This window comes from Fortiea contorta PCC 7126 (assembly GCF_000332295.1).
In the GTDB taxonomy this organism is placed as follows: Bacteria; Cyanobacteriota; Cyanobacteriia; order Cyanobacteriales; family Nostocaceae; genus Fortiea; species Fortiea contorta.
Genome location: NZ_KB235930.1, coordinates 860,811 through 873,837 on the forward strand (window position 1 = coordinate 860,811; position 13,027 = coordinate 873,837).

Here is a 13,027-nt window from a genome sequence, read left to right on the forward strand (position 1 = left end):
TTTGATTTAGTGAAGATAAATTGATCTTTTTTCTTAACAGTGGAGAATATGCGATCGCTCTTCAATGTGCCTCAGACTTTTCTATAATAAAGTTCGTCCCGTCAGAGAAATTCAGTCTGTGACTACCACCCCCATATCTCCCAGTTCCCCATCAACTGCTCAATTTCCCGATACCCAAGGACGTTTTGGACGCTTTGGGGGTAAGTATGTTCCAGAAACCTTAATGCCTGCTTTGGCGGAACTAGAAACAGCCTACCAGCAATATCGCCAAGATCCTAATTTCACCGCCGAATTAGAACAGCTGCTCCGTGACTATGTAGGACGCGCCACCCCATTGTATTTTGCCGAGCGATTAACTGCTAATTACGCTCGACCTGATGGCACTGGGCCGCAAATATACTTAAAACGAGAAGATTTAAATCATACCGGAGCGCACAAAATCAATAACGCCTTGGGTCAGGTATTATTGGCAAAGCGCATGGGTAAACAGCGAATTATTGCCGAAACTGGCGCGGGACAGCATGGCGTAGCAACGGCTACAGTCTGTGCTCGATTTGGACTGCAATGCATCATTTACATGGGTGTTCATGATATGGAACGCCAAGCCTTGAATGTGTTCCGCATGAAGCTGATGGGAGCAGAAGTTAGACCAGTGGTAGCGGGAACAGGAACTCTCAAGGATGCGACCTCGGAAGCCATCCGCGATTGGGTGACAAATGTGGAAACCACCCACTACATCCTTGGTTCAGTAGCCGGGCCCCACCCATACCCGATGATGGTGAGAGATTTCCACGCCGTGATTGGACAAGAAACCCGCGCCCAAGCAATGGAAAAATGGGGTGGTTTACCAGATATTCTCATGGCTTGCGTGGGTGGTGGCTCTAACGCCATGGGATTATTTCATGAGTTTGTCCACGAGCCAGCGGTGCGGATGATTGGGATTGAAGCCGCTGGCGAAGGCGTGAATACAGATAAACATGCGGCAACCTTGACAAAAGGACAAATTGGTGTATTGCACGGAGCCATGAGCTATCTGTTGCAAGATGACGACGGACAAGTGATTGAAGCCCACTCAATTAGTGCAGGGTTAGATTATCCGGGAGTGGGGCCAGAACACAGCTATTTAAAAGATACAGCCCGCGCTGAATATTACAGTGTAACCGATGCCCAAGCGCTACAAGCATTCCAGCGCTTATCTCGCCTCGAAGGAATTATCCCCGCCCTAGAAACAGCCCATGCGATCGCTTATTTAGAAACTCTCTGTCCCCAACTCACACAAAGTCCCCGCATTGTCATCAACTGCTCTGGACGTGGCGACAAAGACGTACAAACAGTAGCCAAATTTCTCAATCCCGCCTAAATTTACAAAAAATGGGGTGTCGGGCGTCGGGAATGCAAGAGTCCTTCAGGAGTGGGTTTAAAGCCCATAGGACTTACGCACTGTACAAATTAATCATGATATGCCTTAACAACAATCGGTCATTGCCAAGGTTTGATGGCGATTCTCGTTGACGCCGCCAAGTGCAACCGTAGGGGCACGGCACTGCCGTGCCCTTAAACCAGGGCGATATCATGCTGTACCATTCTCAATGGGAATTGTTCTATGACTTTGATCGTCAACAGACTTGTGCTCTTGAGGGCACAGAGGCACAGAGGGCACAGCAATGCTGTGCCCCTACGGAATATGTGGTTTGAGCGGCCATTCATTTTTAAGATGTAGTGTCAATGCGTAAGTCCTAAATATTACAAATTGTTTACATAGATGTGAGTAAGTACTTTGATAAAAAGTCAACAAGTACAAAGAAATATTGCGTTTTTTATATCGAATTGTGTCAGATAAGCCACAAAATGCCAATTGTGTAAGCATTTTCTGATAAAAAACTCTTATTGCCGAACACCATAAACCACCTGAAACGGCTGATGTCGTTTAGGGATTCTGTTAGAGAACGCGCATCAAAGGAGCCTAAGAAAGCATGTTCACCCACGTCAAGTCCACCATTAGACATATTGCGCCTGATGACTTACGCGGACGTAATTTAATCAAGGTGGTCTATGTCGTGCTTGAGTCCCAGTACCAGAGTGCGTTGTCGCAAGCAGTGAGCACGATTAATGCGAGCCACCCTAACCTGGCGATTGAAATCAGCGGATATTTAATTGAAGAACTCCGAGACCCAGAGAACTACGCGGAGTTCAAACGGGACATGGAGAGTGCTAATATCTTCATTGCATCGCTGATTTTCATCGAAGACTTAGCGCAGAAAGTAGTAGCAGCAGTAGAACCATACCGCGATCGCTTGGATGTATCGGTTGTCTTCCCTTCGATGCCAGAAGTGATGCGCCTAAACAAAATGGGCAGCTTTTCTTTAGCACAGTTGGGACAGTCCAAAAGTGCGATCGCTCAATTCATGCGGAAACGCAAAGAAAAATCCGGTGCGGGATTCCAAGATGGAATGCTCAAGTTACTGCGGACATTGCCGCAAGTGCTGAAGTTTCTACCCATGGACAAAGCACAGGATGCGAGAAATTTTATGCTCAGTTTTCAGTATTGGCTGGGAGGTTCGCCAGAAAACCTGGAAAACTTCTTGCTGATGCTGGCTGATAAATATGTATTAAAAGATGTAGAAAAACAAAATTCTGCATCCGTTGAATATCAAGCGCCCGTCGTTTATCCCGATTTAGGGATTTGGCATCCACTAGCGCCGAACATGTTCGAGGATGTGAGAGAGTACCTCAATTGGTATAACAGTCGTAAAGATATCCCTGCGGATCTCAAAGACCCCTTAGCTCCTTGTATTGGCTTAGTCCTGCAACGCACCCACTTAGTCACGGGTGATGATGCCCACTACGTCGCAATGGTGCAGGAGTTAGAATCACTTGGGGCGCGAGTATTGTCAGTGTTCGCTGGTGGTCTGGATTTTTCCAAGCCAGTGGATGCTTATTTCTATGAACCGACTACCAAAACACCCATAGTAGATGCGGTAATTTCTTTAACTGGGTTTGCTTTGGTGGGTGGGCCAGCCAGACAAGACCATCCCAAAGCTATTGACTCCCTCAAACGGTTAAATCGCCCTTACATGGTGGCGTTACCTCTAGTTTTTCAAACCACAGAGGAGTGGATGGATAGCGATTTGGGTTTACATCCCATTCAAGTAGCGCTGCAAATTGCTATTCCCGAATTGGATGGAGCCATTGAACCGATTATCATGTCGGGTAGAGATGGTGCAACAGGAAGAGCGATCGCCCTGCAAGACCGCATCGAAGCAGTCGCCCAACGCGCTTTAAAATGGGCTAATCTCCGCCGTAAACCCAAGCTGGACAAAAAAGTTGCTATCACCGTTTTCAGCTTCCCACCAGATAAAGGTAACGTCGGTACTGCTGCATACCTAGATGTGTTCGGTTCCATTTTCGAGGTGATGAAGGCGCTAAAAAACAACGGCTACGACTTACCAGAATTACCTGAATCAGCCGCAGCCTTGATGCAAGAAGTCATCCACGACGCCCAAGCTCAGTACGCCAGCCCAGAATTAAACATCGCCTATAAAATGTCCGTCCCAGAGTACGAGGAATTCACCCCCTACTCCCAACGCCTAGAGGAAAACTGGGGACCACCACCAGGACATCTCAACAGCGACGGACAAAACCTCCTGGTTTATGGTAAGCACTTCGGAAATGTCTTCATTGGTGTCCAGCCCACCTTCGGTTATGAAGGCGACCCCATGCGGCTATTGTTCTCCCGTTCCGCCAGTCCCCATCACGGTTTTGCAGCATATTACACCTACCTAGAACGGATTTGGCAAGCCGACGCCGTGCTACACTTCGGTACACACGGTTCCTTGGAATTCATGCCCGGTAAACAAATGGGCATGTCTGGGGAATGTTACCCTGATAACTTAATTGGCACAATTCCTAATCTGTATTATTACGCAGCCAATAATCCCAGCGAAGCAACAATCGCCAAGCGCCGCAGTTATGCCGAGACAATTTCCTACCTCACCCCACCCGCTGAGAATGCTGGTTTATACAAAGGTCTAAAAGAACTCAGCGAATTAATCGCTTCTTACCAAACCTTGAAAGATAGTGGACGCGGTATCCCCATCGTCAACTCCATCATGGACAAATGTCGGATGGTGAACCTGGATAAAGATATCGACTTGCCCCAAACCGACGCCAAAGATATGAACGCTGAGGAGCGGGATAATATTGTCGGCAGCGTCTACCGCAAGTTAATGGAAATCGAATCGCGGCTGTTACCTTGTGGATTGCATATTATTGGTAAACCGCCAACTGCAGAAGAAGCGATCGCTACTTTGGTCAACATCGCCAGCTTAGATCGTCAAGAAGAAGAGATCATCAGCTTACCGCGAATTATCGCCAACAGCATCGGTCGCAACATAGACGAAATTTACCAAAACAGCGACAAAGGCATATTAGAAGATGTCCAACTACTGCAAGACATCACCCTAGCCACCCGCGCCGCAGTTAGCGCCTTAGTTAAAGAACAAACCGACGCTGAAGGACGAGTTTCCCTCGTTTCCCGGTTGAATTTCTTCAATATGGGCAAAAAAGAACCTTGGGTAGAAGCATTACATCAATTGGGTTATACCAAAGTTGACACCTCTGCGTTAAAACCCGTATTTGAATATTTAGAATTCTGCTTAAAACAAGTTTGTGCAGATAACGAACTCGGCGGACTTCTCCAAGGTTTGGAAGGCGAATATATCCTCCCCGGCCCTGGTGGCGACCCCATCCGCAACCCCGATGTATTACCCACAGGTAAAAATATCCACGCCCTCGATCCCCAATCCATCCCCACTACCGCCGCTGTCCAATCAGCGAAAATTGTTGTGGATCGGTTATTGGCAAGGAATAAAGCCGAAAATGACGGCAAATGGCCAGAAACCATCGCCTGCGTACTTTGGGGCACAGATAACATTAAAACCTACGGGGAATCACTAGCTCAAATCATGTGGATGGTTGGTGTGCGACCAGTTCCCGATGCCTTGGGAAGAGTAAATAAGTTGGAATTGATACCTTTAGCCGAGTTGGGACGCCCCAGAATCGATGTAGTTATCAACTGTTCTGGTGTTTTCCGCGACTTGTTCATCAATCAAATGAACCTGTTAGACCAAGGCGTAAAGATGGCAGCAGAAGCAGACGAACCTTTAGAATTCAACTTTGTTCGCAAACATGCTTTGCAACAAGCCCAAGACATGGGAATAAATCTGCGTCAAGCAGCCACTCGCGTCTTCTCCAATGCTTCCGGTTCCTACTCATCCAACATCAACTTGGCTGTAGAAAACAGCACTTGGGATAGCGAAGCCGAGTTACAGGAAATGTACCTCAACCGTAAATCCTTCGCTTTCAATTCCGATAACCCCGGAATCATGGATGAATCCCGGCAGATTTTTGAAACTACTCTCAAAACCGCAGATGCAACTTTCCAAAATCTCGATTCTTCCGAGATTAGCTTAACCGACGTTTCCCACTACTTCGACTCTGACCCCACTAAGTTAGTTGCAAGTCTGCGTGGAGATGGAAAAAAACCAGCATCTTACATTGCAGACACCACCACAGCTAATGCACAGGTGCGGACATTATCGGAAACTGTGCGTTTAGACGCCCGTACTAAATTATTAAATCCCAAATGGTACGAAGGGATGCTAAATCACGGTTATGAAGGTGTGCGCGAACTCTCCAAGCGGTTGGTAAATACAATGGGTTGGAGTGCGACAGCCGGCGCGGTGGATAACTGGATTTATGAGGATACTAACGAAACCTTCATCAAAGATGAAGCGATGCGGAATCGATTGTTAAATCTCAATCCGCATTCTTTCCGCAAGGTCGTTTCTACTTTGTTAGAAGTGAATGGACGCGGTTATTGGGAGACTAGCGAGAGTAATTTAGACTTGCTGCGCGAGTTGTATCAAGAGGTTGAAGACCGGATTGAAGGGATAGAATAGGATTAACTGGGCAGGCTTTCAGCCTGCCTTAACTTTTCAATCCAGAGTACTCAGTACAATTATGAATGCTTTAAAAGTAGACTTTAAATCAGTATTGGAACTGACAGATGAGCAATTTTTTAATCTATGTCAGGCAAACCGTGATTTGAGGTTTGAACGCACAGCGACGGGAGAATTAATTATCATGTCACCCACTGGGGGAGAAACAGGAAATCGCAATGGTAGACTAAATCAACAATTATTTAATTGGTCAGATCAAGATGGCACTGGTATCGCCTTTGATTCTTCTACAGGTTTTAAACTTCCCAATGGTGCAGACCGTTCACCCGATGCTTCTTGGTTACCACTGGAACGCTGGAATGCACTAACTCAAGAAGAAAAAATAAAATTTCTCCCACTGTGTCCTGATTTTGTAGTTGAGTTACTTTCGCCGAGCGATAGTTTGAAAGCTGCACAGGAAAAGATGAGAGAATATTTAGATAATGGTGTGCGTTTAGGTTTATTAATTAATCGCAAATCTCGGCAAGTAGAGATTTATCGTCCAGGTCAAGAAGTTGAGGTGTTGAATTCACCTGCGACGTTATCAGGGGAAGATGTATTGCCAGGTTTTGTTTTGAAGTTAGAAGCAATTTGGTAATGATCACCAGACTTTTGAGATATCAAGTCCTGGGGATTAAGGAGTATTAATTATGGATAATTTGCAAGATATTACTGATGATAGATTAGTAAGGCCAATACATCCTGGCGAAGTAATTGCAGATATTTTAGATTATTTAGATATTAATACCGCCAATTTTGCAGAAATTTTAGGAATATCTAATCAAACAATTCAAGAAATTATTAATGGTCAAAGAGCAGTTACAGTAGATATAGCAATACGTCTTGGTAAAGCTTTAGGAAATGGGCCACGACTGTGGCTTAATCTTCAGCAAAAAGTTGACCTTTGGGATGCTTTGCAAAGCCATAAAGAAGAATATGAGCAAGTCATAACATTGGTTTAGAAGAAATAAGATTGTATCAACTTTGTTGGAAGTGAATGGACGCGGTTATTGGGAGACTAGCGAGAGTAATTTAGACTTGCTGCGCGAGTTGTACCAAGAAGTTGAAGACCGGATTGAAGGGATAGAGTAGGTTATAACTGTGTAGATATACCGAATGTAGAGACGCGAAATTTCGCGTCTCTTTTTGCACAAGAGCTAATTCTGTGATATGTTTTACGAGTGGTTCTGTTGAACCTGTGTTCTGTTGAACGAAATGAAGAATCTTAAATGCAAATCTTAGAACTTTCTGTTGTAGCTAAGGCTGCTTGTCGTGCCTTCGTAGCTGATGAGACTGAAATTTGGAATATAACTCTACCTGTATCAGAACTTCCACAAGGCTTACCATTTGGCCCCAATGCCAGAAACGCTAGCTTAGATGCAAAGCCAGCTAAGGCAATGTTAAAGACTCTTTCAAGTGAGCCAGAGAAATTCGTTCTTTATAACAGCGGCATCATGCTGATCGCAGATCATATAAAGGCAACGAGGGGCGAAGGTGGGGACTTTACGGTAAAGATGAAACTTAACGCACCCAGCAGTGATGATGAGGGTGATTTTCTTGGCCATGGTGTCTTAAATGGAGGTCATACTTACAAGTCTTTGATGCACGCAATGCATGGGAAGCATAAGCGCGGTGAATCATATCCGAAGATTACTAGTGCATATGTACAGGTTTGTGTGGCAGTTGGTATTGATGAAGATGAGATCAAAAATATCAGTCGTTCTCGTAACTTGAGTCTTTCTGTTCCTCTCTATGCTTTGAAAAATTTAGCTCACGACTGGAAGCCAATTGAGGAAGCTTTGCCTGAACAGTATCGTAATAACGTTTTGTTTAAACCAAATGAAGATTCTGATATTGATGAAAAAGCTAGTTACGATGTCACAGATTTAGTTCGGCGTTTGTCTCTTGTTAATAATAAACTTTTTGATTTTCGCCTGGATAAACATCCGCTCAAAGCATATTCTTCACCTGGAAGCCTTGTACAAGGGTGGAAACAAGAGGATTATAAGGAAGTAATTCCACTGCTCAAAGATATTCTCTGGTTAGAGCAGAAAATTATGGAACAGCATGTTAAGGTGAACGGCAAGGTTAACTCCACTGGAGCAAATGGCAAAAAGATTGTCATTTCTAAGGTTAGTGGCTGTAGTCAAAAGCCAATGAAGCTGATAACAGGTGCTGAAATTTCTCTAACTATTGGTGAAATATTTTATATGCCGGTTCTTGCTGCATTCCGTGTCCTGCTTAGGGATGGGGAATGGACTAAACCTGTAGAAGAATTGTGGGAAGAGTGGGGACCTCAGTTGGTTGATCGCTTATGGGATACATACAGAAGTGAGGGTCGTAGCAGCGCGTCTGCTTTTGCTCGTTCAAAATCCACTTGGTCAACATTAACTAACATGGTGGCAATGCAATTCGTTCAAATTTAAGTCACAACAAAGCCCTTGAGATGATTCTCAGGGCTTTATTGCCTATTTTGTCTGAAATTTTACTAATCGCTCGCTTTATTTTTGAGATTTTCTGTAAGGCGATTGCACTCACTCTTCCACAGCAGGCGATCGCTTTTTTTGAGGTGTTCTGCAAGGCTGTAGCTACGCCCGTCATAGACATCGCTTTCGGTTATTATCAATACTTAAGTGAATAAGATCATAAATTGCGAGTCAAAAAGACAAGCTCCTGGCTAAAATTTTATTGGGTACATCTGATGCAAACATTCCATTTACGCAACTATGTGAACTTTTATGCAGTTTAGGATTTGATGAACGTATTCGCGGAAGTCACCATATTTTTACTCAAGAGGGAATCGCAGAAATTCTGAACCTACAACCTCAAGGTTCTCAAGCCAAAGCATATCAAGTTAAACAAGTCCGTGCAGTAATTCTCAAGTACCAGCTAGGAGAGCAAGATGACGCTTCATTATGAAATTATTCTCTACTGGAGTGAAGAAGACCAAGCATTTATCGCCGAGGTTCCAGAATTACCTGGATGCGCTGCTGATGGCGAAACTTATCAACAAGCACTGCAAAATGTAGAAATTATTATGCAGGAATGGATAGAAACTGCTCAAGAGTTAGGACGTAAAATTCCTGAACCGAGACAGCGTTTGATATCCGCCTAGTATAGCAACTTATCCCGTGCTGTAATCATCCAACGTATCATATCATTTCCGCTTGATCACTTACTAAATCCAAAGAACCCCAAAGAGGCAAAGCGATTATCCTTATCATTCTAACGATATCATATTATGATATCCTTAAAATAAGGACTATGCTCAACTTAACGTCAGATGGCTGTAATTGTATTGATTAAATGGATCTCAATAACAAACAACGTCAGATTTTAGAGTTAATTTTTACAAATCCTCTACCATCTAATATTCTTTGGAAAGATATCGAAAGTTTGTTTATCGCTCTAGGTGCTGATATTACTCAAGGTAGAGGTTCGCGGGTTCGAGTGAAATTAAATGATATGAAAGCTGTTTTTCATGAACCGCATCCGCAAAATGAGACAGATAAAGGAGCAGTTAAATCTGTTAGAGAATTTTTGATTAAGGCAGGAATTGAAATATGATTACTTATAAAGGATACACAGCTAGCCTAGAAGTAGATGTAGAAGCCGGAATACTTTTTGGTCAAGTTCTAGATATTAATGACGTGATTACCTTTAAAGCAAAAACTGTAGATGAAGCGCGTCAAGAATTCCAAAATTCTGTTGATGATTATCTAGCTTTTTGTGAAGAACTAGGAGAGGAACCTGATAAACCATTCTCTGGTAAACTTCCATTTCGCACAACTCCAGAACATCACCGCAAAATATTTATTGCTGCTAAAAAGGCTGGAAAAAGTATAAATGCTTGGATGGATGAAATCTTAACTAAGGCTGCGGATAAAATAATCAATACCTAATTAATATTGAGTAAATATAGTACTTAGTCACTTATCCCTTGTTACAACACTAAAGTCACCACTAAACATCGCTTCAAAGAAAGCATCTGTAACATGCAAATAATTAGGATTTTCTTCAATAAAGTAAATTAGTGGTGCAGTATCTAATCCGACAATTTTCCCCTGTAGCTGGATTAGCCATTCCATGAATCACGTTCCTGATTGACGTATTCTTGAGCATCAATACCATTCCAAATTTCTTTACCCAACCCGCGTAATTCTAGAATGCTACGCTTTGGTTTAGATGCGATAGTCACCTGTTGACGAATTAATCTTGACAAGTCTTCAATTAAGCGTATTTGTTCTTCAGGAGTTAAGTTTTTAGCTTGCTGTAGTATTTCTTGATAATTTGACATAAAATTTACACTTTTAATTTTCTGCTTTTAAATCTAATATACATTGCTACTCAGCAAAAGTATTTACCATCACTCCAATATATAAATCGGCTTGATAAATTACCTATGAGACAAGCAATATAAATTGCTAGAAATTTATATCCATAGGTTAATTATCAAATGTCAACGCCAGAATCAATTGCAGAATTGGTCAAATGGATACAAAATTTTGATTATCGCTTTTTTCCCAATTTAGATGATATTTATCCAGGTTGGCAAGACTTGTTAGCAAAATATGATTTTCAACCAGCCATTATCAAAGAAGATGACCGCTTAATTGTTGTCCAACCCAAAGTAGCGATCGCCTGCAATTTACCCCAGTTTCTCAAACAAGGTGATTGTCAAATTGAGTTTAGCAATCTATTTTTTAGAGGGCTAAAAATTAGCCTTAATCATCACAATATTTTAACTCAATTAATGATAGGGCTAAATACTCAACCAAATGCTAGATGTCGCCCTTTTATCCAGCAATTAACTGCAAATAGTTTTGAAGTATCTTTAGGTCAAACAACAGTTATTTTATCGGCAATTGAAACCACAGATTTATGTTCTTGCATTGATATCATTTGTCAAGCATATAAAACCGCCATTGTTGAATTCGAGAATAATCTGGAAACTTGGGAGTTAAAGTTTATTGAATTTGGATGTGTTCGCGGCTTTCATTTATTTGCAGTTGAACAACCATTGTGGGAGCTAATGTATAAGTTTGCTAATGAATTTGATTATATTCAAGGAAAATCAGCATGGCATATCTTTCATCAAGAAGATGCATCAATTCGTATCAGTCGAGGTATCCGCGATCATGCATTCATTTGTCCGCAAATTGATAGCTTCTGCGCTTTAGGAGAAAAAATTAAAATAAATATATTATATGTAATCAATGAAGTGCATTTTCAATCATTAACTAAAGCAAAAAACTCTCTATGGTCACAAAGTATTGGTACAAGAGGAACTTGGACAGCTAAATATACTAAAGAGTGGTTACTAAATAAATATATTCCTACAGTAATTGAATATTATGCACCACAAAATCAATCAATGATTGATGAATTACAACAAGAAATCATCAATTTTAAATTTGCACATTTAACAATACAAGATATTAATGATATCCCAGATTTATTACCTTATTTACGGGATATTCAAGTTTGGCTCAATATTCATCAAGAAACTATATCTACTGTATTATTACATCCATATTATCAAGCATTTACAGATTTAATTCGGCACACTGATTCAGCGATCGCAGGTATAGAATATATTTTGGGAAACTTACGTCACGTTGCTCGAAAAAGTCTCGCAACAGAACAAAGAACAACCAGAAATTTGAAAACAGTTTTGAGTTATTTAGATGAACAAGTAGACAGAATCAATAACTGTGAAGTTGAAAGTAGTCACAACGCTAATGCAATCACTCGGATATTTATCTGGATCATCGAAAATGGTAATATCAATTTCTCGCAAGCACAAATTAATTTAGCCAAGCAAGCTTTATTACCACTATGGGAACAAAGTCGTTTTGAAATGCGCTATGTTTATCTTCATAGTTCAAAGTAACTAGGGCTTGCTGAAAAAGTCCTCTCGTAAGGGTAGGGAACAGGGAACAGGCAACAACTCAGGAACTGTTAAGATTTCCCTTTTATAATCAAAACAATATACTTTCAGGAGATTGACTCAATGACATATATCTCCCAAAAAACCCTCACTAAAGAAGATTTTATCTCGCAATATCGAGAGCATCCCCGCTATGAATTAGCAGATGGAGAACTAATTGACATGGAACCCACTGGCCCTCACGAAACGGTGAGTGGTAAACTTGCAACTCAAATTGAAATACATCTTGTTGCTGAACAACTTTCTTGGTTTATTCCTCGCACTTGTTTAATTTATCCTTTCGCGGATGCAGCTACGGTTCGTCGTCCTGATGTTATCGTTCTTGATGAAACCGTTCTTGACCGTGAACCTCTTTGGGAGCGAGAACCTGTAATTACGCTGGGGCGCTCAATTAAACTGGTGGTGGAAGTTGTTAGTACTAATTGGGAAACTGATTATGCTCGCAAAGTGGAAGAGTATGCATTGTTGGGTATTCCTGAATATTGGATTGTCGATTATCGTGGATTAGGTGGAGTCGCATTTATTGGTAAACCTAAACAACCTACCTTCACTGTCTGTCAATTGGTTGAAGACACTTATACTCAACAACAATATCGATTAAATCAATTAATAAAATCACCACTTTTGCCTCGTCTTCAATTGTACCTAGATGATATTCTTCCTCGGTCAACTAAAGGCTGAAGTATAAAGTATGTAGACGCCTGAAAGGCGGCTTGCCGCAGGCTAGTCTGAAGTATGAAGTATGAAGTATGAAGTATGAAATTACCCCACCCATAAAGCGAGAAGTTGAGCGAGCGCCATAGTAAAAATAAAATTAGTGTAGGGTGTGTTATGGCTTCAGCCTAACGCACCGCCGGATATAATGGTGCGTTAGACGCTTTGATAACTGCTCGCGTCAAAAATTAGCATAAAATATGCGCCTAACACACCCTACTTAAGATTTATTTTATAAATAGTTTCTCATAGAATAGCTTTCTACAATCAGCAAACCGGAGTTTACTTTCTCTTTTGCTAAAAATGCTTTCTCATTTCAGTAGATTTAGCAAGCAAACCGGAGTTTGCTTTCTCATTTGCGAAA

Annotated in this window: 14 protein-coding genes; 11 read left to right on the forward strand and 3 right to left on the reverse strand. The window is 41.8% G+C overall.

Features of this window, described 5'->3' with window-relative positions:
• Positions 1-118: 118 nt before the first annotated feature.
• The 5 genes from trpB (at position 119) to MIC7126_RS0104095 (ending at position 8,425) form a co-directional block, all read left to right on the forward strand.
• Positions 119-1,360: a tryptophan synthase subunit beta gene (gene trpB / locus MIC7126_RS0104075; protein WP_026100026.1), complete on the forward strand. Its 1,242-nt coding sequence runs from the start codon at positions 119-121 to the stop codon at positions 1,358-1,360.
• Positions 1,361-1,973: 613 nt separating this feature from the next.
• Entirely contained in the window at positions 1,974-5,960 is a 3,987-nt protein-coding gene (locus MIC7126_RS0104080) for a magnesium chelatase subunit H (RefSeq protein ID WP_017651847.1), read from the forward strand.
• Positions 5,961-6,021: 61 nt separating this feature from the next.
• The gene (locus MIC7126_RS0104085; RefSeq protein WP_017651848.1) at positions 6,022-6,597 is read left to right on the forward strand and encodes a Uma2 family endonuclease; all 576 of its coding nucleotides are present in this window, start codon (positions 6,022-6,024) and stop codon (positions 6,595-6,597) included.
• A 52-nt stretch (positions 6,598-6,649) separates the two neighbouring features.
• A complete protein-coding gene (locus MIC7126_RS0104090) occupies positions 6,650-6,961 on the forward strand; it encodes a HigA family addiction module antitoxin (RefSeq protein WP_017651849.1) in 312 nt (103 codons plus the stop codon).
• 267 nt (positions 6,962-7,228) lie between these two features.
• A complete protein-coding gene (locus MIC7126_RS0104095; RefSeq protein WP_017651850.1) occupies positions 7,229-8,425 on the forward strand; it encodes an AIPR family protein in 1,197 nt (398 codons plus the stop codon).
• Between the two features lie 62 nt (positions 8,426-8,487).
• Here MIC7126_RS0104095 and MIC7126_RS30125 read toward each other — a convergent pair whose 3' ends face one another.
• Positions 8,488-8,625, reverse strand: coding sequence for a hypothetical protein (locus MIC7126_RS30125; protein WP_154655826.1), 138 nt, complete (start codon positions 8,623-8,625; stop codon positions 8,488-8,490).
• A 62-nt stretch (positions 8,626-8,687) separates the two neighbouring features.
• Here MIC7126_RS30125 and MIC7126_RS0104105 point away from each other — a divergent pair, with 62 nt between their 5' ends.
• From MIC7126_RS0104105 to MIC7126_RS0104120, 4 genes are all read left to right on the forward strand, one after another.
• Positions 8,688-8,918, forward strand: a complete 231-nt coding sequence (locus MIC7126_RS0104105; RefSeq protein WP_017651852.1) for a type II toxin-antitoxin system HicA family toxin — start codon at positions 8,688-8,690, stop codon at positions 8,916-8,918.
• Positions 8,902-9,114 (forward strand): type II toxin-antitoxin system HicB family antitoxin, encoded by a 213-nt coding sequence (locus tag MIC7126_RS0104110; protein WP_017651853.1) that lies wholly within the window; start codon positions 8,902-8,904, stop codon positions 9,112-9,114. The genes MIC7126_RS0104105 and MIC7126_RS0104110 overlap by 17 nt, the downstream gene beginning before the upstream one ends.
• A gap of 191 nt (positions 9,115-9,305) precedes the next feature.
• Positions 9,306-9,566 carry a type II toxin-antitoxin system HicA family toxin gene (locus tag MIC7126_RS0104115; RefSeq protein ID WP_017651854.1) on the forward strand — a complete coding sequence of 87 codons (261 nt, stop codon included), beginning with the start codon at positions 9,306-9,308 and terminating at the stop codon, positions 9,564-9,566.
• Positions 9,563-9,901: a type II toxin-antitoxin system HicB family antitoxin gene (locus tag MIC7126_RS0104120; protein WP_017651855.1), complete on the forward strand. Its 339-nt coding sequence runs from the start codon at positions 9,563-9,565 to the stop codon at positions 9,899-9,901. The genes MIC7126_RS0104115 and MIC7126_RS0104120 overlap by 4 nt, the downstream gene beginning before the upstream one ends.
• A 27-nt stretch (positions 9,902-9,928) precedes the next feature.
• Here the strand turns inward: MIC7126_RS0104120 and MIC7126_RS29025 are convergent, their stop codons facing one another.
• Both MIC7126_RS29025 and MIC7126_RS0104130 read right to left on the reverse strand, forming a co-directional pair.
• Complete coding sequence (locus tag MIC7126_RS29025) at positions 9,929-10,087, reverse strand: hypothetical protein (RefSeq protein WP_017651856.1); 159 nt, start codon at positions 10,085-10,087, stop codon at positions 9,929-9,931.
• Positions 10,075-10,296: a hypothetical protein gene (locus MIC7126_RS0104130; protein WP_017651857.1), complete on the reverse strand. Its 222-nt coding sequence runs from the start codon at positions 10,294-10,296 to the stop codon at positions 10,075-10,077. Before MIC7126_RS0104130 ends, MIC7126_RS29025 begins: the two co-directional genes overlap by 13 nt.
• Positions 10,297-10,455: 159 nt before the next feature.
• On the opposite strand from MIC7126_RS0104130, the gene MIC7126_RS0104135 reads away from it, so the two are divergent.
• Together MIC7126_RS0104135 and MIC7126_RS0104140 are read left to right on the forward strand one after the other, a co-directional pair.
• Positions 10,456-11,892 (forward strand): hypothetical protein, encoded by a 1,437-nt coding sequence (locus MIC7126_RS0104135; RefSeq protein ID WP_017651858.1) that lies wholly within the window; start codon positions 10,456-10,458, stop codon positions 11,890-11,892.
• Positions 11,893-12,012: 120 nt separating this feature from the next.
• A complete protein-coding gene (locus tag MIC7126_RS0104140) occupies positions 12,013-12,630 on the forward strand; it encodes a Uma2 family endonuclease (protein WP_017651859.1) in 618 nt (205 codons plus the stop codon).
• Positions 12,631-13,027: the final 397 nt, after the last annotated feature.